The sequence below is a fragment of the Nocardia vaccinii NBRC 15922 genome (genome assembly GCF_001613305.1).
Taxonomy (GTDB): domain Bacteria; phylum Actinomycetota; class Actinomycetes; order Mycobacteriales; family Mycobacteriaceae; genus Nocardia; species Nocardia vaccinii.
The window spans coordinates 63,918-88,730 of sequence record NZ_BDCC01000010.1; the positions used below are offsets into that span (position 1 = coordinate 63,918).

26 protein-coding genes and 1 tRNA gene are annotated in these 24,813 nt (G+C 65.3%); 6 read left to right on the forward strand and 21 right to left on the reverse strand.

From position 1 onward, the window contains the following. Positions 1–4: 4 nt before the first annotated feature. The 3 genes from NV1_RS07470 to NV1_RS07480 all read right to left on the reverse strand — a co-directional run bounded on the left by NV1_RS07470 (position 5) and on the right by NV1_RS07480 (position 1,469). A tRNA-Thr gene (locus tag NV1_RS07470) sits at positions 5–76 on the reverse strand. A gap of 143 nt (positions 77–219) precedes the next feature. Next, positions 220–462: an MbtH family protein gene (locus NV1_RS07475; RefSeq protein ID WP_025346909.1), complete on the reverse strand. Its 243-nt coding sequence runs from the start codon at positions 460–462 to the stop codon at positions 220–222. Positions 463–635: 173 nt separating this feature from the next. After that, the gene (locus NV1_RS07480) at positions 636–1,469 is read right to left on the reverse strand and encodes an alpha/beta fold hydrolase (RefSeq protein ID WP_067886965.1); all 834 of its coding nucleotides are present in this window, start codon (positions 1,467–1,469) and stop codon (positions 636–638) included. 182 nt (positions 1,470–1,651) lie between these two features. Between NV1_RS07480 and NV1_RS44485 the strand changes: the two genes are divergently transcribed. Continuing rightward, positions 1,652–1,819: a hypothetical protein gene (locus NV1_RS44485; protein ID WP_169813300.1), complete on the forward strand. Its 168-nt coding sequence runs from the start codon at positions 1,652–1,654 to the stop codon at positions 1,817–1,819. Between the two features lie 80 nt (positions 1,820–1,899). Then, positions 1,900–3,432, forward strand: a complete 1,533-nt coding sequence (locus tag NV1_RS07485; protein ID WP_373864592.1) for an alpha,alpha-trehalose-phosphate synthase (UDP-forming) — start codon at positions 1,900–1,902, stop codon at positions 3,430–3,432. A gap of 51 nt (positions 3,433–3,483) precedes the next feature. Here NV1_RS07485 and NV1_RS07490 read toward each other — a convergent pair whose 3' ends face one another. The 12 genes from NV1_RS07490 to NV1_RS07545 form a co-directional block, all read right to left on the reverse strand. Continuing rightward, positions 3,484–3,972, reverse strand: a complete 489-nt coding sequence (locus NV1_RS07490) for an Rv1363c family protein (protein ID WP_067886971.1) — start codon at positions 3,970–3,972, stop codon at positions 3,484–3,486. Then, the gene (locus NV1_RS07495) at positions 3,969–4,802 is read right to left on the reverse strand and encodes an Rv1363c family protein (RefSeq protein ID WP_067886974.1); all 834 of its coding nucleotides are present in this window, start codon (positions 4,800–4,802) and stop codon (positions 3,969–3,971) included. The genes NV1_RS07490 and NV1_RS07495 overlap by 4 nt, the downstream gene beginning before the upstream one ends. Next, a complete protein-coding gene (locus NV1_RS07500; RefSeq protein ID WP_067886977.1) occupies positions 4,799–6,220 on the reverse strand; it encodes an MCE family protein in 1,422 nt (473 codons plus the stop codon). Before NV1_RS07500 ends, NV1_RS07495 begins: the two co-directional genes overlap by 4 nt. Further along, a complete protein-coding gene (locus NV1_RS07505) occupies positions 6,217–7,455 on the reverse strand; it encodes an MCE family protein (RefSeq protein WP_067886980.1) in 1,239 nt (412 codons plus the stop codon). The genes NV1_RS07500 and NV1_RS07505 overlap by 4 nt, the downstream gene beginning before the upstream one ends. Next, positions 7,452–8,708 (reverse strand): MCE family protein, encoded by a 1,257-nt coding sequence (locus NV1_RS07510; protein WP_067886985.1) that lies wholly within the window; start codon positions 8,706–8,708, stop codon positions 7,452–7,454. Before NV1_RS07510 ends, NV1_RS07505 begins: the two co-directional genes overlap by 4 nt. After that, positions 8,705–9,763, reverse strand: a complete 1,059-nt coding sequence (locus NV1_RS07515) for an MCE family protein (RefSeq protein WP_067887243.1) — start codon at positions 9,761–9,763, stop codon at positions 8,705–8,707. Before NV1_RS07515 ends, NV1_RS07510 begins: the two co-directional genes overlap by 4 nt. Further along, the gene (locus NV1_RS07520; protein WP_067886988.1) at positions 9,760–10,791 is read right to left on the reverse strand and encodes an MCE family protein; all 1,032 of its coding nucleotides are present in this window, start codon (positions 10,789–10,791) and stop codon (positions 9,760–9,762) included. Before NV1_RS07520 ends, NV1_RS07515 begins: the two co-directional genes overlap by 4 nt. Then, the gene (locus tag NV1_RS07525; RefSeq protein ID WP_067886991.1) at positions 10,788–12,011 is read right to left on the reverse strand and encodes an MCE family protein; all 1,224 of its coding nucleotides are present in this window, start codon (positions 12,009–12,011) and stop codon (positions 10,788–10,790) included. The genes NV1_RS07520 and NV1_RS07525 overlap by 4 nt, the downstream gene beginning before the upstream one ends. A 6-nt stretch (positions 12,012–12,017) precedes the next feature. Beyond that, positions 12,018–12,869, reverse strand: a complete 852-nt coding sequence (locus NV1_RS07530; RefSeq protein ID WP_067886994.1) for an MlaE family ABC transporter permease — start codon at positions 12,867–12,869, stop codon at positions 12,018–12,020. A gap of 4 nt (positions 12,870–12,873) precedes the next feature. Further along, a complete protein-coding gene (locus NV1_RS07535; protein ID WP_067886997.1) occupies positions 12,874–13,638 on the reverse strand; it encodes an MlaE family ABC transporter permease in 765 nt (254 codons plus the stop codon). 266 nt (positions 13,639–13,904) lie between these two features. Then, positions 13,905–14,813 (reverse strand): 3-oxoacyl-ACP reductase, encoded by a 909-nt coding sequence (locus NV1_RS07540; RefSeq protein WP_067887001.1) that lies wholly within the window; start codon positions 14,811–14,813, stop codon positions 13,905–13,907. Positions 14,814–14,856: 43 nt separating this feature from the next. After that, a complete protein-coding gene (locus NV1_RS07545) occupies positions 14,857–15,045 on the reverse strand; it encodes a ferredoxin (protein WP_067887004.1) in 189 nt (62 codons plus the stop codon). 191 nt (positions 15,046–15,236) lie between these two features. Between NV1_RS07545 and NV1_RS07550 the strand changes: the two genes are divergently transcribed. Continuing rightward, positions 15,237–16,430 (forward strand): acyl-CoA dehydrogenase family protein, encoded by a 1,194-nt coding sequence (locus NV1_RS07550; RefSeq protein ID WP_067887007.1) that lies wholly within the window; start codon positions 15,237–15,239, stop codon positions 16,428–16,430. 20 nt (positions 16,431–16,450) lie between these two features. Beyond that, complete coding sequence (locus tag NV1_RS07555) at positions 16,451–17,623, forward strand: acyl-CoA dehydrogenase family protein (protein ID WP_067887010.1); 1,173 nt, start codon at positions 16,451–16,453, stop codon at positions 17,621–17,623. A gap of 80 nt (positions 17,624–17,703) precedes the next feature. On the opposite strand, the gene NV1_RS07560 is transcribed toward NV1_RS07555, so the two are convergent. The 3 genes from NV1_RS07560 to NV1_RS07570 all read right to left on the reverse strand — a co-directional run bounded on the left by NV1_RS07560 (position 17,704) and on the right by NV1_RS07570 (position 19,399). Beyond that, positions 17,704–18,075 carry a type II toxin-antitoxin system death-on-curing family toxin gene (locus NV1_RS07560; RefSeq protein ID WP_373864595.1) on the reverse strand — a complete coding sequence of 124 codons (372 nt, stop codon included), beginning with the start codon at positions 18,073–18,075 and terminating at the stop codon, positions 17,704–17,706. Beyond that, a complete protein-coding gene (locus NV1_RS07565) occupies positions 18,072–18,269 on the reverse strand; it encodes a hypothetical protein (RefSeq protein ID WP_067887016.1) in 198 nt (65 codons plus the stop codon). Before NV1_RS07565 ends, NV1_RS07560 begins: the two co-directional genes overlap by 4 nt. A gap of 221 nt (positions 18,270–18,490) precedes the next feature. Further along, entirely contained in the window at positions 18,491–19,399 is a 909-nt protein-coding gene (locus NV1_RS07570) for an aldo/keto reductase (protein ID WP_067887018.1), read from the reverse strand. Between the two features lie 100 nt (positions 19,400–19,499). Here NV1_RS07570 and NV1_RS07575 point away from each other — a divergent pair, with 100 nt between their 5' ends. Both NV1_RS07575 and NV1_RS07580 read left to right on the forward strand, forming a co-directional pair. Beyond that, positions 19,500–20,063, forward strand: a complete 564-nt coding sequence (locus tag NV1_RS07575; protein WP_067887247.1) for a TetR/AcrR family transcriptional regulator — start codon at positions 19,500–19,502, stop codon at positions 20,061–20,063. A gap of 28 nt (positions 20,064–20,091) precedes the next feature. Continuing rightward, complete coding sequence (locus tag NV1_RS07580) at positions 20,092–20,544, forward strand: VOC family protein (RefSeq protein WP_245713604.1); 453 nt, start codon at positions 20,092–20,094, stop codon at positions 20,542–20,544. A 6-nt stretch (positions 20,545–20,550) separates the two neighbouring features. On the opposite strand, the gene NV1_RS07585 is transcribed toward NV1_RS07580, so the two are convergent. From NV1_RS07585 to NV1_RS07595, 3 genes are all read right to left on the reverse strand, one after another. Continuing rightward, complete coding sequence (locus NV1_RS07585; protein WP_067887024.1) at positions 20,551–21,540, reverse strand: sigma-70 family RNA polymerase sigma factor; 990 nt, start codon at positions 21,538–21,540, stop codon at positions 20,551–20,553. A gap of 222 nt (positions 21,541–21,762) precedes the next feature. Continuing rightward, positions 21,763–22,743 (reverse strand): aldo/keto reductase, encoded by a 981-nt coding sequence (locus NV1_RS07590; protein WP_218026936.1) that lies wholly within the window; start codon positions 22,741–22,743, stop codon positions 21,763–21,765. 191 nt (positions 22,744–22,934) lie between these two features. Beyond that, on the reverse strand, positions 22,935–24,587 hold the full coding sequence (locus tag NV1_RS07595; protein ID WP_067887029.1) for an acyl-CoA synthetase: 1,653 nt from the start codon (positions 24,585–24,587) through the stop codon (positions 22,935–22,937). Between the last annotated feature and the right edge of the window lie 226 nt (positions 24,588–24,813).

A 24,813-nucleotide genomic window follows, 5' to 3' on the forward strand; every position in this document is an offset into this window, starting at 1 on the left:
GTCGAGCCCCCTGTCAGGATTGAACTGACGACCTTTCGCTTACAAGGCGAGTGCTCTACCACTGAGCTAAGGAGGCGGGAAAAGCGGAGCCATCATAACCGGGGGGATGGCTGGGGGAGAAAAAACGTGGTCAGTGGGGATGGGCAAGGCCGGGCGACCGCATGCGGGATGCATGCGGTCGCCGGGTCGTCGTGCCCACGCGGTGTCGAGTGGCCGGGATCAGGACTGGGAGGCCTGGCGGGCCGCGTCGTCGGCGGCCATCGCGTCGCGCAGGCTCTTGGGACGCATATCGGTCCAGTTCTTCTCGACGTACTCGACGCAGGCTGCCCGGCTGTCCTCACCGAACACGACCCGCCACCCGGCGGGAACCTCCGCGAAAGCTGGCCAGAGGGAATGCTGCTCCTCGTCGTTGACCAGAACGAAGAAGCGGCCGTCTTCGTCGTCGAAGGGGTTGGTGCTCATCTCACCTCACTGATACTGGCACTGTGTGTTGGGCATGCGCTACGGGTACGAAACACTGATGGCCCTCCGAGCGGAGCGACCCCATACCTGGTATCGACCCTAGCAAGACCGGTGTTACCACCGGGAATTACCTGGCCACCACGACGCCGGGGGGCCTTCGCGAGCGGATCGCCTCAGCCGCCGAAGAATTCCAGCAGCACCTTGTTCACAGCATCGGGGCGTTCCAGATAACCATAATGCCCGGCATCCGGAATCTCCTGATACCGCGCGGCCGGAATGACCTGCGCGACCTCGCGGGCCAGATACGGCGGAATCATCCGGTCGTCGGCGAATCCGACCGCCAGGCACGGCACCTTGATCCCGCGATAGGCCTGCAAGCGGTCGAAATCGTGATCCATCGCGCGCTGCGCCCGGACCCCGGGCGCTACCGGCCCGCCGGTGAACTCGAACAGATCCAGCCAATCCCGCGCCGCGTTGACTTCGGACAGGGTCGCCGGTGAAAGATTCATCACAGCGGTCAGCGCGGCCTCGTACTTCGGCGGCAGCTTCACCCCACTGGCGTCGAGTTCGTGTTCGCCCAGCGAGAGCGTCTTCTGGAACTGATCCAGCCGCCCGTGGCCGGCCAGGAACACCGCCTTTCGCACCAGGTCGGGACGGACCAGCGCGAGCTCCTGCGCCACCCGCGCACCCATCGACGTCCCGGCCAGCAGCGCCGGCCCCTCGTCCAGGAATTCGATCAGCCCGGCGGTGTCGCGCACCAGATCGTCGATGGTCATCCCGGTCGCGGCCTCGTACGACGGGGCGATGCCACGGTTGTCGAAGGTGCACACCCGATATCCGGCCGCGACCAGCGCGGGAACCTGATGCAGCTCCCACACCCGGCCCGGACTCCCGGTCCCCATGATCAGGACGACCAGCGGGGCGGCGCCCTTGATCTCGCTGCCCTTGGCCTTGTCCCCCTTCACCTGATAGTTCAGTGCGATTCCGTTCACCGTGGCCAACGGCATGATGTTCCAAACCCTTTCTGCTTACACATTCGACTGTCTTCTCACGGTATAGCCACAGCGAGCCTTTCCGTTTCAGGGTTGTCGCTTCACGGGTTGCCGCCGAACCGGTCCCATTCCCATGACCGATACGATTGACTTCTCGCAACCGTGAGAACTCAACCCATAGTCGAGAGGACACGATGATGGCCGCGAAGGGCGCCAACGACATCGCGGACGACGATCTGGAGCCGCTCGCCGACGAGACTGCTCGACAGGCCCAACGAGTCGTCGCCGCTTACGCTGAAGACGCGGACGAATGCCGGATGCTGCTGTCGATGCTCGGTATCGGTCCCAGCGGCCGGGGCGAATAACCGACCCCGACCCACCGCACTTACAACTCCACAGGGCTCTCCCGGCCCGCGGCAAACCGGAGGTTCCAGTAATGGACCAGATGAGCGCAAACCCATCGGATCAGCGACGATCGGATGCGGGGGCCCAACCGCCCGCGACAGCTCCACATGGCGCGGGTTCCGGTTTCGTCGTGGTCGCCAACCGCCTGCCGGTGGATTTGCAGCAGCTGCCCGACGGCACGACCCGCTGGAAGCGCAGTCCCGGCGGCCTGGTCACCGCTCTGGAACCGGTGCTGCGCAGCAACAACGGCGCCTGGGTGGGCTGGGCCGGCGTTCCCGACATGGATCTGGATCCGATCGTCGAGGACGGGCTGGAACTGCATCCGGTGCCGCTGTCCTCGGCCGAGGTCGCGGACTACTACGAGGGATTCTCCAACGGCACCCTGTGGCCGCTGTATCACGACGTGATCGTGCGGCCGGAGTACCGGCGGCACTGGTGGACCGCGTATGTCGAGGTCAACCGGCGTTTCGCGGAGTACACCGCGAAGGTCGCCGCCGAGGGAGCCACGGTCTGGGTGCAGGACTACCAACTGCAGCTGGTGCCGAAGATGCTCCGGATGCTGCGTCCGGACCTGACCATCGGCTTCTTCCTGCACATCCCGTTCCCGCCGGTGGAACTGTTCATGCAGATGCCGTGGCGGACCGAGATCGTCGAGGGTCTGCTGGGGGCGGACCTGATCGGCTTCCACTTACCCGGCGGCGCCCAGAATTTTCTGTACTTGGCCAAACGCCTTGCCGGACAACCGACTTCCCGCGGCACCGTCGGTGTTCGCTCGAAACTCGGTGTGGTGCAAGTGGGTTTCCGCACGGTACGGGTCGGCGCCTTCCCGATTTCGATCTCCTCGGCCGAACTCGACGAGCAGTCCCGGCGACGTTCGGTGCGCGAGCGGGCCGCGCAGATCCGCGACGAGCTGGGTAACCCGAAGCACATTCTGCTGGGGGTGGATCGGCTCGATTACACCAAGGGCATCGATATCCGCCTGGCCGCGCTCGAGGAGCTGTTGCGCGAGGGCCGGATCGATCCGGCCGAGATCGCCATGGTGCAGCTGGCCACGCCCAGCCGGGAGCGGGTGCAGAGCTACATCCAGATGCGCGGCGATATCGAACGCCAGGTCGGTCGCATCAACGGCGAATTCGCACGGGTGGGTTATCCGGTCGTGCACTATCTGCACCGGCCGATTCCGCGCGAGGAACTGCTCGCCTTCTTCGTCGCCGCCGACGCGATGCTGGTGACCCCGCTGCGCGACGGTATGAATTTGGTCGCCAAGGAGTACGTGGCCAGCCACAGCGGCCTCAACGGCGCCCTTGTGCTGAGCGAATTCACCGGCGCCGCAGCCGAATTGCGCCAGGCATACCTGTGCAACCCGCACGACCTGGACAGCGTCGAGGACGCCATCATGGCCGCGCTCACCGACAATCCCGACACCCGTCGCCGCCGCATGCGCGCGTTGCGACGCCAGGTCCTCGCGCACGACGTGGACCGTTGGGCCAGAGCGTTTCTCGACGCGCTCGCCCAGGGACAGGTGGCGGGCAGCGCACTGCTGTCCGATGCCGACCTGGATCCCGGCCGCTGACAATGCTCTCGTACCCGTCGCACGATCTGCGCCGAGTTCGGCCGAGAGAAGTCAGATCGGGGTGACGCCGGATACGAGCCAGTGACCGTCGTCCTTGTCGAGGGTCACCCGCACACGACTGGGGGTGACCATGCCCTGCGGCGAATCCTTGCTCGTGGTCACCTGATTCAGGTACAGCAGCACCGTCGCGTGCGAGCGGTCGGCGGAGACGATTCCGGCGGCCGTGGTGTTCGCGCGCACGGTGAGCTGTTTTTCCTTGGCGCCCTTGGCAATCACGCTGTCGACCAGTTTGAGGTAGTCCGAGCGGAAACCCGGAGTGAGACTGGGGCCGACCTTGGGCAGTTCGGTGTCGACGGTATGGAAGTCGTAGCTGAACATGGCCTGAACCGTGTTACGGGCGGCCTGGACGGACTGGGCGCGAGCCTGCTCGGCCTGACCGTCGGACCAGTACTTGAAGCCGGTGAACCCGCCCAGGACTCCGGCCGCCACGAAAAGGACTGCCGCACAGACGATCAGAATGGCGCGGAGATTGTTTTTCATGCCACGAACTCCACTTGCGAGCCGGTCAGATGTCCCGAGTCGTCCCGGGTGACGGTGACCCTGAACCGGTAGTACCGCTGCTGCGGGTCGGGCGAACCCGCATTCGTCAGAGTCTGCGCGGCGGCGACGAGAACACGAGCGGTGTGATCGTCCTGGCTCTCCAGGGCAGTTTCGATGATCTGACCACTTGCCTTCACCTTCGCCTGCTGTACGACCTGGGCGTAAGCGTCCTTGCGCTCGGAGTACTCCTGCTCGAGCTGGCCCGACGCGACCGACAGCACCCGATCGATATCCTTCGGCGCGGTGTCACCGGAGATATTGGTCAGGTTGAGCACGACTTGCTTGGCGGTCTGAATGTAGTCGGCGCGCTGCTGCTGCAACGCGTCCACGTGGTACTCGTGATAGATCAGAAATCCACCCGAGCCGATCAGGACCAGCGCCGATACCGCCGCGACGGCCGCCGCGATCCAGCCGAGCCATCCCAGCCTGCCGGCTACGCGTTCGGCCCCCTCGTCGGCGGCCGGGCCCGGATCGCCGGTCACGGCCGAATCCCCGGGTGCGGCGGCCACGGGCACAGGCTTGCCGAGTTCGGCCTCGGACGTGCCCGGCTCGACGACCGGTTCGTCCACGGGAGCATGAGCATCCACCGGCTCGGCCGCACGCACGGCAGCCGTCGCCCCGGCATCGTCGTGCGCCGCGGCACGCTTCACCGTCCGCGCCGCCGAGAACTCGACGACCTCGGTGGTTTCCTCGGTCGGCGGCCCGGACTCCCGTATCGCGCGCCGCCGCGGCCTCCGTCCTCCTGCCCCCGGTTCGTTCAGCTCGGTCACTTCTGCTGCTCCTCGTACATCGCCTGCAAACTCGAAGGTTCCGTGCCCGAACCGTTGGAACCTATGTCACCCTCGCGGTAGGTGCGGCCGTCGGGTCCGATGAAAGTGCCGGTGCCCGGGTCGTACTGCTGGTTCTGGAAGGACGCCGGATGGTTGGCGGCCGCAGGTGCGGGAGGATTCATCGCGGCAGGTCCCGGCGTCGGATTACCGAACGGCGGATTGTTGCCGGACGGTACGTAGCCACGCGGATCGTCACACAGCTCGACCGTGGGTGCCCGCTTGCCGGGATGGTTCTCGCACGGGAAGTTGCGGATACCTCGCACCGCGAGGTTGGAGTCCTGGGCAACCTTACAGTAAAGATTTGGCGGCGTATCGGGAACGCTCAGATCACCCGCGGAACGCCGTTGGCTCGGCGGCAGGAAGCCGGTCAGGCAGCCGGGCGGATCGTTGAGCTGGAGCGCGAAGTCCACATGGACGCCGTATTTGGTCGGGCTCATACCGTCCTTCGCGGCGGTCATCAACGCCGCCATCAAGGGCGGGAAGACGACCAGGACCTGTTGTAGCCCAGCGTGATAGGTGACACCGACCTGGCCGAGGCTGACCAGATTCGACAGCAGCAGCGGCAGTGTCGGTTGCAGATCCTGGAAGGTCGAAGTGATCTTCTGTGCCGCCGACGGGGTCCGCTCGATCAACTTGCGCAACGACGGATCGTGTTGGCGCAGTTGGTCGGTGACGGTGGCCAGGTTGTGGGTCCACGCCCGGACCGCCGCGTCCGAGCGGGTCTGGGTATCCAGCAGCGGCCCGATCTTGTTGATCAGATCCTTGGTCTGGTCGGTATTCGCGTTGGCGTCCTGCACCAGCAGGGAGGCGGAGTCGATGAGCTTGCCCAGATCCGGTCCGGCGCCGTCGAACGCGGTGAACGCGTCGTCGAGCAACTCCCGCAACTTGGTGTCGGAGATGCTCGCCAGCAGGCGGTTCGCCTGATCGAGCATGGCGCCCACATCCTGCGGCAACGTCGTGCGCTCCACCGGAATGACCGTTCCGTCGGTGAGGTAGCCGCTGCTCGGCGACGCCGGTGGCACCAGGTCGACATATTGTTCACCGATCGCGGACACGCTTCTGATATTCGCGTTCACGTCGGCGGGGACCTTGGCGCTGCTGTTGATCGACAGCCTCGCGTGCACCCCGTCGGGGGTGAGCTGAACCTGCTCGACCTTGCCGATGTTCGTGCCCCGGTAGGCGACGTTGGCGGTCGGGTACAGCCCCCCGGTCGTGGTCAGATCGACCGTCACTGTGTACCGCCCGATACCGAACATCGCCGGCAGGTGGACATACACCGCGGACATCACCACCAGGCCGACCACGGTGAGCACCGCGAAGATGATCAACTGGTTGCGGACGAAGCGAGTGAGTTTCATCGAACCGGCCCTCCCTTCGGCGGATTCGGTACCGTCAGACCGGGAATGGCGGGAAAACCGGGAATCTGCGGCAGCCCCGGAATGCTCGGCTGGGCCGGCGGTTTGTTCAGCGGCCCGGTCACGGGATCACCCTTCTCGCCGGCGGTTCCGGCAATGGTGCCCAGCGCGGCCTCCACGCCGTATTTCGCCTGGACACCACCGAAGTGGCCGCCGAGCGGAGTGCCGGTGAGGAAGTTCGAATCCAGTCGCGAGCCGGTGAGGTCGTAGGTGACGAAGATATTGAAATAGTCGCCCTTGATCGCCTTGTCCAGCTGGTTGGCCGGGAACGGGAACGTGAACAGCGCCTGCAGTGCGGTCGTCAGATTGTTGCCGGTGTCGGCGAGTCCCTTCAGCACCGGCCCGAGATCGGCCAGCTCCGCCTTCAGATTGCCGCCACCCTGCGAAATGATCTGATGGATGACGTCGCTGAGATCGCCGAGCGAGGTGATCGTCTTGGTGATCGTCTCGCGACGATCCGCGAGTTCGGTCAACGCCGGATGGATGTTCTGGACCGCGTTGGCGAGGTCGTCCTTCTGCTTGGCCAGGACTCCGCCGAAGCGATCGAGTCCGGACATCGCGGCGATGATGTCGTTGGTCTGCTGGTTCAGCGATGTCGTGAGCTGGTTCAGCTGGGGGATCAGGTCACGAATGGCGCCCTCACGTCCGGTGAACGTCGCGTTCAACTCGTGGGTGATGGTCTGCAGCTGCGAGATTCCGCCGCCGTTGAGCACCACCGACAGCGAGGACAGTGTCTGCTCGGTGGTCGGGAAATCACCGGCGCGGGCCAGCGGAATGACATCGCCGTTCTTCAGTTGTCCCTGCGGCGGGGTGTCGGTCGGCGGCGCGAGTTCCACATGGTTACTGCCCAGCAAGCTGGTCTGTCCGATCCGCGCGATCGCATTCGCGGGCAGGTGCACGCTCTTGTCGAGACTGACGGTGACCAGGGCATGCCAGTCCTGGACCTCGATTCCGCTCACGGTGCCGACGGTGACGTCGTTGACCATCACCGGCGAATTGCGGGTCAGCGTGGTGACATTGGGCATTTGGATGCGTACCTGCCAGGAGCCCGCGCCGGTTCCCGCGGCGCCGGGCATGGGCAGCGTGTTCAGGCCGTCCCACTCACATCCCGTAGCGCCGAGCAGTACCGCGAACCCGACGACGGCCGCCGCGATCCGTTTGCGTACCCGTGCGTTCATCGCCCGCCTCCCGGAAGTGCAAGGCCCGAAACGCCTTTCGGCACGCTGACGGGTATGCCCTGCCGGGCCGCCTGCTGCGCGAGTTCGGGTGTGCTGAACTGCAGCTGGCTCGGGAAGGCCGTCTGGGTGGACGCCGGATTGACCAGTAGCGGTGGATAATTGACCAGCAGGGAATTGACGATCGGTGCCAGATATTGGCGGCACAGCTGTCCCGACTTGTCGGAATCATCGGCCCCGATGCCCTCGACCGAACCACACAGGAATTCGATCGGATTGGCGAAGTTGGAATAGGTGATCGCACCCGCCAGAGAGCCCTGCGCGGGCTTGTAGATCTGATAGAAGTTGACCAGGCCGTTCGGCGCGGCGTGCAGCAGGTTCTCCAGGTCGCCGCGTTTGTCGACGACCGTCTTGGTGACGTCGCTCAGGCGCTGTACTCCCTCGGTGAGGGCCCCGCCGCGTTCGTCCAGGAACCGTTTCACATCGGCGATCGCGGAGGACAGATTGTCCAGTCCCGCACCGAGATCCGTGGACACCCCGGCCAGCACCGAGGAGACCGAGGCCAGCCGCCCGCCGAACTGGACGATCTGCTCGTTGCTCTTGGACAGGACATCAACCAGCTGTTGCAGATTCCGGATCGTGCCGAACAGGTCGGTGCGACTGTCGGACAGGGTGTTGAACGTGCTGGACAGCTCCTTCAACGTGTCCCGCAGCGACTGGGCATTGCCGTTGCCGAGGTTGGCCGACGCGGTGTCGACGAATCGGCCGAACGAGCCCTTCTTATCGTTGCCTTCCGGCCCCAGTGCCTTGGACAGCCTCGTCAGCTGGGTCTTGATGTCGTCCCACTCCACGGGAACGGCGGTGCGCTGGATCGGGATCACCGCGTTGTCGTGCATCTTCGGACCGCCGTTGTAGGCGGGGGCCAGTTGCACGAACCGCGCGGACACCAGCGAGGGAGAGATGATCACCGCGCGGGCGTCGGCCGGGATGTCGACACCGCGATCGACCGTCATGGTCACTTTCACGTCGTCCTTGCCCGGCTCGATCGAATTGATCTTGCCGACCTTGACCCCGAGTATCTCGACGTTGTCGCCGGCGTAGATGGCATTGGTCGACGGGAAGTACGCGGTGATGTGGGTCTTGCCGATATTGGTCACCGCGGCGTAGGCGATCCAGCCGGCCAGGCCCACGACCAGCGCCGCGGCGACATAACGCACCCAGTGTGGCAGCCGGGACATGCTGCGCAATACGTTCATCGCGGTGGCTCCTGTGTCGCCGGGTTGATCGTGACGCCGCCGTTCAAATACTCCTCCAGCGACTGCGGCAGGTGTTGCGGCCAAGCCAGTGCATCGACCAGAGGCCGCAGCGGCTTGCTCTCGATATTGGCCAGCATCGATTGGAAGTACGGACCACTGCCGACCTGCTCACCGAGCGCGGCCGCGTACGGACCCACCTCGTCCAATGCCTTGTCCAGGTTGTCCTTGTTCTTCTGCAGCAGTTGCAGCACCGAATTCAACTTGTCCAGCGCGGGTTTCAACAGCGCCTCGTTGTCGTTGACGAAACCGGTCAGCTGCTGCGCCAGACCGTTCACGTAGACGATCAGCTGACTGATCGCCTGCCGCCGGGCGTTCAGCTCGCCGAGCAGGTTGTCACCGTCCATCAGCAGCGCGTCGAGTTGCAGCTTGCGATCGGAGAGCACCTTGGTGACGTTCTGGGCGTGACCGAGCAGCTGGGTGAGGGCGTCGTCGCGCTTGTTCAGGCTTCGAGACAACGCGGTGATGCCGTCGAGCGCGGACCGCAGCGGCGCGGGAGTATCGGCGAAGGTCTTCGACAGCGCGTCCAGCGTCTTGTTCGCCTGATCCAGATCCAGGCCCTGCACGGTGCCGGAGAGATCGCTGAGCGCATCGGTCAGCGAATACGGAGATGTGGTGCGGCTCAACGGAATCGTGTTGCCGACCCGGATCGACCCGTCACCGGAGGGCAGGACCGCCAACGATTTGCGACCGAGCACCGTATTCGTCTTGATGGCCGCGCTGGTCGCGTCCCCGAGCCGGATCGTCTCGTCGAGGGAGAACTTCACCAGCACCTTGGGACCGTCGAGCCGCAGCGATTCCACCCGTCCCGAGCGCACGCCCGCCACCTGCACCTGATCGCCCGGTTGCAGCCCGCCCGCGTCGGCGAAATAGGCGGTGTACTCAGCGCCGGATCGGACGAAGGGAAGTCGATCGAACTGCAACGCGGACAATGCGATCGCGACCGCCATGGCAAGGCCGACGATGCCGATGGAAATGAGTGACCGGTTCTCTTTCAATTGCTCGCACACCTTCCGGTCGTCTGGTTGCCGGGCAGATGGATTTCCATCGGCTTCCCATCGGGACCGTCGGCGAGCATTTGCGTACCGCAGACGTACATGTTCAGGAACGACCCGTACGATCCGACCCGGACCAACTGCTTGTACGCCTGGGGCAGCTTGTTCAACAGCGTCTGCACATCCGCGGAATGATCGTCGAGGTTCGTCGCGACCCGTCCCAGCTGTGTGAAGGTCTGTTGCAGGTCGGGCCGCGCCTCCTGCAGCAGGCCCTGCAGATCGGTGGTGGCGCCGGCCAGCTTCGGCAGCGCCGCGCCGATCGGATCCCGATCCGCGGCCAGCCCGCTGATCAGCCGCTGCAGTTCGGTCAGGGTGGTGTCGAATTCCTTGCTGTGCGCGTCGATCGTGCCCAGCACCGTGTTCAGGTCATTGATGACGTTGCCGATCAGCGCATCCCGATCGGCGATCGTCTTGGCGAACGAACCGGAGCTGTTCAACAGCGCCACCAGGGCGCCGCCCTGCCCCTGGAAAACCTGCAGCAGCGCACTTGTCAGCGAGTTGACCTGGGTGGGATCCAAGCCCTGCAGCAGCGGCTTGAATCCGCCCAGCAGCATGTCCAGATCCAGGGCGGGCTTGGTTTTGTCGGTGCCGATGGTGCCGCCCTCGGACAGGGCCCGATCGCTTCCAGGGCTGTCCAGCAACTCCATGTACCGGTCGCCGACCAGATTCTCGTACCGGATGGCGGCGTGCGTGCTTTGCAGCAGCCGGTATTTGCTGTCGACATCGAAATCCACGTGCGCGAGATCGTCCTTGCCGACGTAGACCCGTTTCACGGTCCCCACCGGTACACCCGCGATGCGGACCTTGGCGCCCGGCAGCATGCCGGACGACTGGGTGAACACCGCGTGGTATCCGGTCTCGCTGGAGAATCGCATCTGGCTGAAGATCACGACCAGGAAACCCAGGACGACCACCATCACCAGGGTGAAGATCCCCAATTTGACGGTTGTGGCGTGCGGTTTGAATCTCATCGCTTCGGCACCCCCGGCACCCCGGGCAGCCCGGCGAACAGAATTTGGAAGACCTTCCCGGCGTCCTGGTGTGTACGCAGCTCGGGAGTCCATACATGTCCCTGAGAGCTGTCGGTCACCAGATATTTGGCGTGGTCACCCGGTTTCATCGTCTGGGACTGGCAGAGCGTGGAACCGGTCGCGTTCACCTTCGGCAGGTCCTGCGGATATTTGTAAGGCTCGCCGCCGGGCATGAAGCCCGCGTCCAACAGCAATCCGTGCCCCGAACCGCCGAAGATCTGCTGGTACAGCGCCCAGTTGTCGCCGAATGCGTTGATGACGCACGGCAGCGAACCTTGGTACTGATAGAGCAGATCCGTGGTCGGGCGCAGCAGATCCAGCGCCGTCACCAGTGGTTTCTGATTGGCGGACAGGATCGGCTGGGCCGTATTCGCCAGGCCGATCAGGTTGGCCAGCATCGCGTCGAAATCGTGTTCCTGCGCGACGATGCTCTTGCTGGTGACCACGGCATTGTTCGTGGTGCGCAACAGATCCGGCGCGGTATCGGCGTAGAGGTCGGTCACGCCCGCGGTCGATCGCAGATCACGTTGCAGCGTGGGCAGACTCGGATTGATGTTCTTCAGGTACGTATCGCTGTCGGCGAGCAGTTGCCCCAGCTTGTCCCCGCGTCCCTGCAGGGCGGTGCCCAGCGCGGTCAGCGTCGCGTTCAGCTTCTCCGGCTTCACCATTGCCAGCACCTGGGTAAGCTGCTCGAACAGCGTGTTGAATTCGACGGTGACGTGACGGGCGTCGATGGTCTGGCCGGGCTGCAGCGGCTGGCTCGAAGGATGCTGCGGCGCGGTGAAATTCACGTATTTTGCGCCGAATACGGTGGTGGAGTTGATATCCACGCCCGCATTGGACGGAACCAGTTTCAGCTGATCGGGATTGACGGCCAGTTTCAGCCGTGCCCCGTCGCCGGTGAAGGTGATCTGCTCGACGGTGCCGATGTCGACACCGCGCATCTTCACCTTCGCGTCCTTGTCCATCACCAGGCCCGCGCGGGGAGCGTCGATGTAGATCGCCTCGGTGCTGGTGAATCCGCCCGCGAACATGGTCAGCGCGATCGCGACCACCGCGGCCAGGCTGAGCACGAAGGCCACACCCGCGAGTTTGATGCCCCAGCCGGCACCGAAAACCCTCCCGGCGCCGTCTTTTTCGACAAGTCTATTTCTCGCCATACCGCCCTACCCGGAGAGATGGAAATTGCCGGAGGTGCCGTAGATGGCCAGCGAGACCAGCAGGGTCACCATCACCACCGCGATCAGCGAGGCGCGCACCGCGTTGCCGACCGCAACGCCGACCCCGACCGGACCGCCGGACGCGTGGTAGCCGTAGTAGGTGTGAATCATCATGACCGCCAAGGCCATGAAGATCGCCTGTACGAACGACCACAGAATGTCGCTGGGAATCAGGAAGGTCGAGAAGTAGTGGTCGTACACACCGGCCGACTGGCCGTAGATCACCACTGTGGCAAAGCGACTCGCGAGGAAGGAGGCGATCACCGCGAGCGCGTACAGCGGGACGATCGCGATCATCCCGGCCAGCACCCGCGTGCCGATCAGGAACGGCACCGGTTTGATGGCCATGACCTCGAGCGCGTCGATCTCCTCGGACACCCGCATCGCGCCGAGTTGCGCGGTGGCGCCGGCCCCGATCGTGGCCGCCAGACCGATGCCCGAGATCACCGGCGCCGCGATGCGCACGTTCAGGAAGGCTGCGAAGAAGCCGGTCAGCGCCTCGACGCCGATATTGCCCAGCGAACTGTAGCCCTGCACCGCGATGGTGCCGCCGGCGAACAGCGTCAGGAAGCCGACGATCACCACGGTACCGCCGATCACAGCCAAAGCGCCGGTGCCCATACTGATTTCGGCGATGAGCCGAATCGTCTCGGTGCGATACTGGTAGAACGCCTTGGGCACCGAGCGCAATGATTCGGCATAGAAGAGCGCGTGCCGCCCGACATTGTCGAGCGATTCGGACAGCCGGCGCACTCGTCGAACTGTACGCGGGAAGCGGGCGTGTATCACGAATGCCATGGGACTACCGGACCGTGAACTTGATACCGACCGCGGTGACCACCACGTTCAGCACGAACAAAACCATGAATGAGAACACCACCGTCTGATTGACCGCGTCGCCGACGCTCTTGGGCCCACCCTTGACGTTCAGCCCCAGATAGCAGGCCGTCATTCCGGCGGCCAAGCCGAACAGGGTGGCCTTGACCTCGGCGATGACCAGCTCGGGCAGATGCGTCAGCAGCGTGATGCCGTTGACGAACGCGCCCGGATTGACCCCCTGTAGGTAGACCGAGAAGAGAAAACCGCCGCCGATGCCGATCACGCACACCAGGCCGTTCAGCAGCGCCGCGACGAACATCGACGCCAGCACCCGCGGCACCACCAGCCGCTGGATGGGGTCGATGCCCAGCACCTTCATCGCGTCGATCTCCTCGCGGATGGTGCGGGCGCCCAGATCCGCGCAGATCGCGGTTGCTCCGGCACCGGCCACGATCAGCACCGTGACGATCGGGCCGACCTGGGTCACCGTGCCGAATGCGGCGCCCGCGCCGGACAGGTCGGCCGCACCGATCTCGCGGAGCAGAATGTTGAGCGTGAAGCTCACCAGAACGGTGAAGGGGATGGCGACCAGCAAGGTCGGAAAGATCGAAACCCGGGCGATGAACCATGCCTGGTCGACGAATTCACGACGCTGAAAGGGCGGCCGCACGGTCGCCCTGGCCACCGCGGCAGTGAGTTCGAAGAACCCGCCGACCGCTCGCAACGGCACGGCAAGAACCTCGTTCATTCCCGATTCCTCCTTGCCATGCCTAGCACGTCGAGCTTGCGACGGCGGCCTCAACCGGCCTGTCGATCTGGATGATTAGAACACGTTCACTCTATTGTCGAGCACCGTTTGACAATTTTGAACTGCCCTTTCCGCCGAACGGTGATCGGAAGTTAGAACTTGTTCATACGACGTAAGGAAGGCTCGTGTGAGCCGCTCCACAGCGTCGATCCCCATGTCTACCAACTGGTGGACCGGCAATCAACAACGTGGCCCGTAACTGTTCGCTACTGGCCCAGTTCGCTCAACGATGACGCCGAAAACGTACGCCCCGCCGGACGTTCGGCAAAATATCCGCCGAGCGTGTCGGCCAGATCCTCGGGGGACCATTCCGCACCCGCGGCATCGAAACGCCGTTCTACTTCCGGCGCCGCCATCAGTGCGACCATCGGCCCGTAGACGACGAATACCTGCCCGTTCACCGCGTCCGCGGCGGGCGAGGCGAGATAGGCGACCAATCGTCCGACGTGATCGGGCGAGAGCGGATCGACGCCCTCATCGGGCGCGTCGGAGAAGACCTTCTCGGTCATCGAGGTGCGCGCCCGGGGGCAGATTGCGTTTGTGCGCACGCCATATCGCTCGAGCCCGCGTGCCGCGGACAGGGTCAGCGCCGTGATTCCGGCCTTGGCGGCGCCGTAGTTCGGCTGCCCGGCCGGGCCGAGCAGACCGGCCTCGGACGAGGTGTTGATCAAACGGCCGTAGATCGGCGCACCGGCCGCTTTGGATTTGCCGCGCCAGTATGCGGCGGCATTGCGAGACAACAAGAAATGTCCGCGCAGATGAACAGCGAGGACCGAATCCCAGTCCTCGTCGGTGAGATTGAAAAGCATTCCGTCACGGACTATTCCAGCGTTGTTCACCACGATGTCGACGCTGCCGAACGTCTCGTCCGCGGTGCGGATCAGCGCATCCGCGGTAGCTCGTTCCGCAATACTGCCGGCGACGAATTCAGCCTTGGCGCCCAGTGCGCGAATATCGGCGAGAGTCGCCGATACCGCCTCGTTCTCGACGAGATCGTTCACGACGACCGAGGCGCCAGCAGCGGCCAGGGCGAGCGCATCCGCCCGCCCCAGCCCGGCACCGGCGCCAGTCACAATGGCCACCCGACCGGACAAGCTGATTTCAGATTCGATCACACGGTGACTCTAGAACGCGTTCCAGTTAACGGCAAGCATCGGTTCAGACGAGCTTCAACGCCGCCTTCGGGCACTGCGCGACCGCGGTCTTCACGGCGTCGAGCTGGTCGTCCGGCACATCACCCGAGGTGACGTGCAGGTTGTCCTCGTCGTCGAGTTCGAACACGTCGGGGGCGTATCCGACACAGATGCCATTGGCCTCGCACTGGTCGAAATCCACACTGACCTTCATTTTGACAACTCCTTCGCCACTGATGACCCGAGCCTACAAGCCCGCCTCGGCCAAGGCGGCGGAAGCGGTCCGATTCGGAGTCCATACTGGAACATGTTTCAGTGGTTGTGCAATGATCGGGGAAACCGGCCCAGCCCATATCGGCTGGCTATGGAACGAGCCGGCTACCAGTAGACGACGAGGTGATTGCCATGCGGATTGCGTATACCCCGCAACAGGAACAGCTACGCGCGGAACTGCGCGACTATTTCGCCACGCTGATCACCCCCGAACGCCGCGCGGCGCTCTCCTCGCAGACCGGCGAATACGGCCAGGGCAACGTCTATCGCGAGGTGGTCCAGCAGATGGGCCACGACGGCTGGCTCACGCTGAGCTGGCCGAAGGAGTACGGCGGCCAGGACCGCTCCACGATGGATCAGCTGATCTTCACCGACGAGGCCGCCATCGCCGGCGCACCGGTGCCGTTCCTGACCATCAACTCGGTCGCGCCGACGATCATGCACTACGGCACCGAGGAGCAGAAGAAGTTCTTCCTGCCCAAGATCGCCGCTGGTGAGCTGCACTTCTCCATCGGCTACTCCGAACCGGGCGCGGGCACCGACCTGGCCTCGCTGCGCACCAGCGCGGTTCGCGACGGCGACGACTGGATCGTCAACGGGCAGAAGATGTGGACCAGCCTCATCCAGTACGCCGACTACGTCTGGCTGGCCGCGCGCACCGACCCGACCGCCAAGAAACACAAGGGCATCAGCATGTTCATCATGCCGACCACCGCGGAGGGCTTCTCCTGGACGCCGGTGCACACCATGGCCGGTCCGGACACCAGCGCCACCTACTACCAGGACGTGCGCATCCCGCACACGAACATGGTGGGCCCGGAGAACGGCGGCTGGCCCCTGGTCACCAACCAGCTCAACCACGAGCGCGTCGCGCTGACCTCGGCCGCCTCCCTGCAGCTGGCGCTGGCCCAGACGGTGGAGTGGGCCAAGAACAACAAGGATTCCAACGGTGGCCGCGTCATCGACAGCGAATGGGTGCGGCTGAACCTGGCCCGCGTGCACGCGAAGGTCGAATACCTCAAATTGCTGAACTGGGAGATAGCGTCCGGTGCGGACGCGGGCGGCGACTCCGCGCCAAAACCGTGGAATGCCTCCACCTGCAAGGTGCTCGGCACCGAACTGGCCACCGAGGCATATCGCACGCTGATGGAAGTGCTCGGACCGCAGGCCTATCTGCGCCAGGGTTCGGCCGGTGCGCAGTTGCTCGGCCGCCTCGAGCGTATGCACCGCGCCTGCCTGATTCTCACCTTCGGCGGCGGCACCAACGAGGTGCAGCGCGACATCATCGCGATGACCGCCCTGAAGCAGCCCGCCGCTGCGCGCTGATAGGAAAGCTGAGTAACACAATGGATTTCACTCTCACCGAAGCACAGCAGGATCTGGCGCGGCTCACCGCCGAGGTGACCGGCAAGCTGGTCACCGCCGATCGCCTGCGCGAGCTGGACTCCGATTCGGACACCGCGCGCTTCGACGAACCGCTCTGGAACTCGCTGGCCGAGACCGGCATTCTGGCCGCGGCACTGCCTGAGTCCGTGGGCGGCGGCGGTTTCGGCGTCCTGGAGCAGACGGCCGTGCTGCGTGCACTCGGACGTTCGGTGGCGCCGGTGCCCTATCTGTGGTCGATCGTGCTCGGCGCGGGGGCGCTGGCGGAGTTCGGCTCGCAGACGCAGCGCGCGCTCGCGGCCGAAGCCGCATCGGGCGCAAAGATTCTCACCGTCGCGCTGAGCGAGGAGCGCAACTGGGAGCCGTCGAAACCGGTCACCACCGCCGCGCGGGAAGGCGACGCCTGGCGCGTCACCGGATTGAAGATCACCGTGCCGTTCGCGCGGCAGGCGACACGAATTCTGGTGCCCGCCATGGTGTTCCCGTCAGGCCCGGAGGCGGCGGCGAGCGTAACCACGGAGGGGGCATCCAACCCGGCATCCGGGCAGGCGGCGGTCTTCCTGGTCGATCCGGCCGAGGCCGGGGTGCGGATCACCGATCAGATCGTCACGGACCGTACGCCCGAGGCGGAGATCGAATTCTCCGGCGCCCCGGCGGAGTTGGTCGGCACTGTCGAGCAGGGCGCGGAGATTCTGGACTGGCTGCTGCGCCGGGCCTGGCTGGGCCTGTCCGCACACCAGCTGGGCGTGGTGGAGAAGGGACTGGACCTGGTCGCCGACTACGCCCGCGAACGCGAGCAGTTCAACCGCAAGATCGGCAGCTTCCAGGCCGTGGCACAGCGTCTGGCGGACAGCTACATCGACGTGCAGGGCATCCGCCTGGCCGTACAGCAGGCCGCCTGGTGCCTGTCCGAGAACCTGCCCGCCACCGCGGAGATCCACACCGCCAAGTTCTGGGCCGCCGAGGCCGGTCATCGCGTCGCACACACCGTCGTGCACGTCCACGGCGGCGTCGGCATCGACCGCGACCACATCGTCAACCAGTTCTTCACCGCCGCCAAGCACAACGAATTCGCCCTCGGCGGCGCCACCGACCACCTGCGCGCCCTCGGCGCCGAACTGGCCGAATCACACTGAGGCGCAACCTCTCTCGATACAGCGGAACGCCCGCGCCACCCCTCGGCGCGGACGTTCCGGCATAGTCGGCGAAGCCGCCATCACATACCGAACCGCCGCAACCGCTCCGCGATCATCGGCACCTCCCAGTGCCCCTGGCACACTTCCAGGACGAACTGCTCAGCACTGTCCACATCGAAGTTCGCGTCCAGCTTGTGCCCGTTCATCTGCAGAAAAACCCAGGTCGCATACCAGGAGAGCCGCTTATTGCCATCGATCAGAGCGCGATTGCGGGCCAGCGACTCCATCAACGCGGCGGCCTTATGCCATACATCGGGGTATGCATCCTGGCCGAAGACACTCGCCTGCGGCCGAGCCAATGCCGAGTCGAGCAGACCGTAGTCCCGAACCTCTGCCTCGCCCAGTCGTTCCGCCAGATTCAACAATTCCTGCAATGTGAGGTACTGCATCAGGCCAGTCTCCGGTTCAGCTCCTCACTGACTCGTAATACATGCTCGGCCGCCTCGTTGAACAGACGGGCTCGTTCGTTGATCGCTGTGATCACCGCATCGTGCACGAACGCCTGCATACTGACCCCCTCCGCCTCGGCACGCGTGCGCAAGGCGCTCAGTTCATCATCACTGAACCTGACATTGAGACCCGCCATGACTCTCATGGTACCGGATGGTACCGCGCAGTGCCGACAACTGGATGGATGTGCCGCACTCAGCCCTCGGGTGCGATGAGGTTGCCGAACGACTTATTTCTGCTTTGGGCGTCGCAACCAACGCGATCACGAACTCGCAGCGCCGTCCAGAGGCCTCACACCTTCGGGAGTGAGCGAAACCAGCCGACGCCGCTGAACTTCCGTGATGTCGCAGTGCTGCATTACTTTTCGGATGTGGCCAGGTCGTCGAGGGTCCGGATCACGTCCGAGGGCAGATGTACCGAACCCGCGGCGAGGTTCTCGTCCAGGTGGGCGGGGTTGGAGGTGCCGGGGATCAGGAGGGTGTGGTCGTAGTGGGCCAGTTGCCAGGCCAGGCCGATCTGGGCAGGGGTCGCCTCCAGGGCAGCGGCGGCGGATACGACGGCCGGGTGTTCGGTGACCTTGGGGAAGGCGGGGAAGGCCGAACCGAGCGGGAAGTACGGAACCCAGGCGATGCCGTTGGCGCGGCAGAGGTCCAGGACGGGTTCGGCGGAGCGGTTCAGCAGGCTGTAAAGGTTCTGTACGCAGACGATTCCGGCGGGCAGGGCCTGACGTAGCTGTTCGGCGGAGACGTGGCTCAGGCCGATTCCGGCGATCTTGCCCTCGTCCCGCAGCGCCGCCAACTCGGCGAGCTGGTCGTCCAGGTCGACGATCTGATCGCCCTCGGCGACGATGCCCGGCGGCACGTCGGCGCGGCGCATATTGACCACGCCGAGCGAATCCACGCCCAGCGCAACAAGATTGGCCTCCACCTGGGCACGCAACTGCTCGGGGCGCTGCGCCGCCAGCAGCCGAACGTCGGCGTCGTACACCGCGCCAACCTTGGTCGCCAGCACCAGATCCGCCGGATACGGTGACAACGCCGCGCGGATCAGCTCGTTGACCGCACCGGCCCCGTAGAACTGTGCGGTATCGATGTGGTTCACCCCCCGCTCGACGGCCCGGCGGAGCATATCGATACCCGCTTGCCGGTCGTAGGAGCGGCCGTCGTGGTCGGTCAATTGCATTGCGCCGTAACCGATCCGGGAGACGGTCCGCGGGCCGAGCGGTGCGACGCCGCCGGGCGCGGTGGATTCGGATTGGACTGCCATCTACATGATCCTGTTCTGAGTGGGATAGTGGAGTTCGACAGCTATACGGAGGACCCTCCGCATAGTTCGAGCGTAGCAGAAACGGAGGGACCTCCGCTTGGTGAACAGAACCCGAGCCCCGCGCGCCGATGCGCATCGCAACCGAGAGCGCCTGCTCGAGGCCGCGAAAACCGCCTTCGCCGAGGGCGACAAGGTGTCCCTGGAATCGATCGCACGCGCGGCCGGAGTGGGCATCGGCACGCTCTACCGGCATTTCCCCACCCGCGAGGATCTGATCGAGGCCGTCTACCGGGCCGAACGCCGACGCCTCTGTGAGGCCGTCGACGACCTGGTCACCGGTCCCGACGCCGCGGTGGCGCTGCGGGCCTGGATGGACCGCTTCGGTGACTACATCTCCGCCAAACGCGAGATGGCCGACGCCGTGCGCGCGATCATCGCCTCCGGCGCGATCACCGCGGAGGAGGCGCGCGCCGAATTGTCCACAGCCGTACAGAAACTCATCAAGGCGGGCGCCGCCCAGGGCACCCTGCGCCCGGATGTGCCCGCACAGGACGTGGTCGCGAGCCTGCTCGGCATCTTCCTGGCCTGCGGCGCACCCGAACAACGCGAGCAGGCGGGCCGAATGATGGATCTACTCATGGACGGCCTGCGAAACATCCGATGAGTTTGGTCCGCTCGCATCGTCGGCATAGGTGACAACGACGGGACTGCGTGCCGAGAGGACCGATATGGCCAGCAAGATGATCTTCGTGAATCTCCCGGTCGACGATCTGGAACGGTCCAAGAGCTTCTACGCGGCCCTCGGCTGGACGGTGAACCAGGAGTTCACCGACGACAATGCCGCCTGCGTGGTGATCGATGACAACATCTGCCTGATGTTGCTGATCAAACCGTTCTTCGAGACCTTCACCCGCCGCCCCCTGGCCGAGACCACAGCCTCGGTCGGATCCATCTACGCGCTGGCCCTGAGCAGCGCGCAGGAGGTCGACGACCTCACCGGCGCTGCCCTGCGCGCCGGTGCGGCCGAAGAGGTCAATGCGGACAAGCGCGCCCAGGAACGCGGGGTCGGAATGTACGGGCGGACCTTCGCCGATCCGGACGGCCATCAGTGGGAACCGTTCTACATGGCCGGCCCGAGCGCTTGATCCGGCCTACACCCGCAACTCCGGCGGCAGCCCGAACAACGGGAACATCCGGTCGGTGTCGAGGAAGAAGTTCAGCCCGCCGATGCCGTCGCCGTCGAGTTCCAGGATGATCACCGCCCACGGCTCGAGCACACCCGGCCGCTCCCCCGGCTTGTACTGACCGAAGGCGGGCAGGCCGTTGGCCCCCTCGAGCGGGACCAGCCGGGAACCACGGCAGGCCGAGGGCCCTGGACTGAGCATGAAGTCCGCGACGTGACCGGGCCCCGAGACCCACAGCTCGATCGGCGGCATCGACAGCGCCACATCATTTTTCAGCAGGGAGGTCAGCGCGTCCATGTCGTATGCCTCGAACGCCTCGACGAAACCGTCGACGAGCCGGCGCTGCTTCTCGTCCGACTCGTCGTAACCGCCGCCGCTGTCCGGCTGCACCTTGGACATGGTCGCCCGCGCCCGCTGCAGTGCGCTGTTGACCGAGGCCGGTGACATGGTGAGCAGGTCGGCGGTCTCGTTGGCGGAGAAGCGCAGCACCTCGCGCATGATCAGGATCGCGCGCTGGGTGGCCGGAAGATGTTGCACCGCTGCCACGAACGCCAACCGCAGCGAATCCTTCGCGGTGGCGTGCTCGGCCGGATCGGCGCCGAAGGCCAGGCCGTTGGGGATGGGCTCGATCCAGACGTAGTCCGGCTGCGGGGCCGGTATCGGACTGCCGGGGCTGGAGGGACCGTTCAGGTCCATCGGCCGGGCGCGGCGCTGCGGGCCGTCGAGCATGTCCAGGCAGACATTGGTGGTGATCTTGTACAACCAGGACCGCACGCTGGCCCGGCCCTCGAACGAGTCGTAGGACTTCCACGCCCGGGTGAAGGCCTCCTGAACGGCGTCCTCGGCCTCGAACGAGGACCCCAACATCCGGTAGGCGTAAGCGCACAGCTCCCGCCGATACCCCTCGAACTGCTGCAGCACCTCGTCGACGGCGCCGGTGGAACGCGTCTGGTTCATGCCCGACCCCGCTAGCGCTCGGCTGTGAATCTGATTCGATGACTCATGTCACACACTCTGGCACAGGGCACCGACAAGTAAATACCCCCGAATCCGGGGCGACACGAATCCAAACGTGATTCACATCACTTTAGAATCGCGGAAAATCCCAGCTCGAACCCGCAGGGCGATCCGACCGGCCCGGCGGCGCGCGAATCCGAGAATCTCCGCGAATCCGAGCGTCTAGGAGTCCGACCGGGACGTGCCGTGCGCGGCGAAGGACTGCCGATCCCCCGCCCAGCCCGCCGAGACGATCTTCTCCAGTTCGGCGCGATCCTCGGCATCGAACTCGATCGCCGCCGCCGCGGCGTTCTGCACGATTCGCTCCGCCCGGCGGCTGCCCGGAATCGGCACCACATCGGGGCCCTGCGCCAACAGCCAGGCCAGCGCGAGCTGTCCGGTCGTGATCCCGAGCCGGTCCGCGAGTGCGCGCAACGCCGCTACCCGCGTCAGATTGCTCGCCAGATTCTCACCGGAGAACCGCGGATCGTTGCGCCGGAAGTCACTGGCGGCGACGGTCTCGGAAGTGAGTGTCGCGGTGAGCAATCCGCGGCCGAGTGGACTGTAGGGCACCAGCCCGACACCCAGTTCGCGCGCGGCGGGCACCACGTCGTTCTCCGGTTCGCGCCACAGCAGCGACCATTCGAACTGCACCGCGGCGATCGGATGCACCGCCGCCGCCTGTGCGAGCTGCTCCGGATTCACCTCGGACACGCCCAGGTGACGAACCTTGCCCGCGTGCACGAGATCGGCCATCGCGCCGATGGTTTCGGCGATCGGCACCTCCGGATCGACCCGGTGCAGGTAGTACAGATCGATCACCTCGCGCCCGAGCCGTGCCAGCGAGGCGTCGCAATACTCGTGCACCCGTTCGGGTTTCGCGTCCAGATACACGCCGTTCTCGCCGCGCACGATGCCGAATTTCGTCGCCACCCGCACATCCGGGCCCGCGTCGCGCAGCGCCCGCGCCAGCAGACGCTCGTTGTGCCCGCTGCCGTAACTCTGCGCGGTGTCGAAAAGCGTTGTGCCGGAATCGATCGCCGTGTGGATCGCGGTGACCGACTCGTCGTCGTCCACCGCACCGTAACCCTGGGAGAAACCCATACAACCCAGACCGATCGCGGAAACCGCCGGTCCGGAGCTACCGAGAGTGCGTTGTCGCATGCCCTCATGATCGCTGGGCGGCCCGACGCGTGCCAATAGAGTTTCCGATCCCATCCATCGGCCTGCCTATGGGTGGCGGCGACGTGCGACGTCCCTTCCGGTCGCCGCACCGCCGAGCGCACAACGGGTTCCGGCCGAAAACCCCCGCACGCAGGACATCTCCGGCCGGAAGGGCGCACTTCTCGCGAGAACTACTTCGTCGCGGGAGCGTGCGCTTCCTCGTCGGCGGGACGCGACTCCGCGTGCGCATGCGCCCACTTGTAGTCGGGCTTACCCGCGGGCGAGCGCTTGATCTCGTCCACGAACCACAGGCTGCGCGGCAGCTTGTAGGACGAGATCTCCTGCGAGAGAACGGGACGCAGCTGTTCCAGCGTCGGCCGGACCGCACCGCGGCACTGCACCACCGCGGCCACCCGATGCCCCCAGCGCTCGTCCGGAACGCCGATCACCAGCGCGTCGAAGACCTCCGGGTGGCACTTGAGCGCACCCTCGACCTCTTCGGGATAGATCTTCTCGCCACCGCTGTTGATGCTGACCGAACCGCGGCCGAGCATGGTGACGGTGCCGTCCTCCTCGACGCGGGCGAAGTCACCGGGAATGGAGTAGCGAGTCCCGTTGAACTCCTTGAACGTCGCCGCGGTCTTGACCGGGTCGTTGTAGTACCCGAGCGGGATGTGGCCCTTGCGCGCGAGGATGCCGACCTGACCGGAGCCGGGCGTCACCGGATTGCCGTCCTCGTCGAGAACCTCTGTGGCCGAATCGATCTTCACCCGCGGTCCGCCGGTGTGCGTGGCGCCCTTGGCCGCGATGGACAGTCCGCCGAAGCCGGTCTCCGAGGAACCGATCGAATCGGTGATGACCGTATTGGGCAGGTGTTCCATGAACTTGTCCTTCAGCGCGGGCGAGAACAGCGCCGCACTGCTGGCCATCGCCCACAGATTCGAATGCTGGTAGGGCTCACCGGTTTCCGGGTGGCCCGCCTCGAGCGCGTCGAGCATCGGGCGCGCCATGGCGTCGCCGGTGATGAAGATGAGGTTCACGTTGTGCCGGTCGATGGCCTGCCACACGCCGTGTCCGGTGAACTCCGGCAGCATGATGGCCTTACCGCCGTCGAACAGGCTGTGGAAGGTCGCCGCCTGAGAACCGCCGTGGATCATCGGCGGAATCGGATACCGCACCATCTGCGCGCCGTTCGCGCCGTTCTTGGCCTGCTGCCACTCGTCCTCGATGTATTCGCCGGTGACGAAGTTGATGCCGCCGCCGAGCACTCGCCACCAGTCCTGCTGCCGCCACATCACGCCCTTGGGCATGCCGGTGGTGCCGCCGGTGTAGATCATGAAGATGTCGTCGGGCGAGCGGTCGCCGAAGTCCCGCTCCCCGTGCGAGGCGGCAAGGGCCGCTTCGTATTCCACCGAAGCAGCCGCGAGCGGGTACTGATCCTCGGTACCGTCGTTCACCGCGAGGACGGCCTTCAGCTTGGGGGTGTTCGGCCGCACCGCGCTGACCCGATCGGTGTAACGGCGCTCGTGGATGAGCGCGACCATGTCGGAGTTGTCGAAGATGTACTGCAGTTCGTTCTCGACGTACCGGAAGTTGACGTTGACCATGACCGCCCGCGCCTTGAACACCGCCACCATGGCCTCGACGGCCTCGATGGTGTTGCGCGAGTAGATGCCGACCTTGTCGCCCGGTTGCACACCGCGCTCCAGCAGGTGATGTGCCAGCCGGTTGGCCCGATCCTCCAACTCGGCATAGGTCACCGAGCGGGTGTCATCGGCCAGCGCGACGCGCTCCGGCACGAGGTCGATCGTGTGTTCGACAAGGTCCGCTATGTTATGGCTCACACGACAAAAATAGAACGTGTTCTCGGCCCTGACAAGACTTGATTTACGGGGTTTACTAATTGAGCTGACCCTTTGGCCTCCGCTCCGCTCCGGCGGTCCGCGGCCCTCCAGGGCCGAATTCTTCCCTCCTGGCGCTCCCCCGCTCCGTCGGTCCAGAATCGACCCGGGCCGCGGCCTCGGAGCTGGCGTTTCCAGGTGCCGACAGCCGGGTGACGCAACGAGTGAT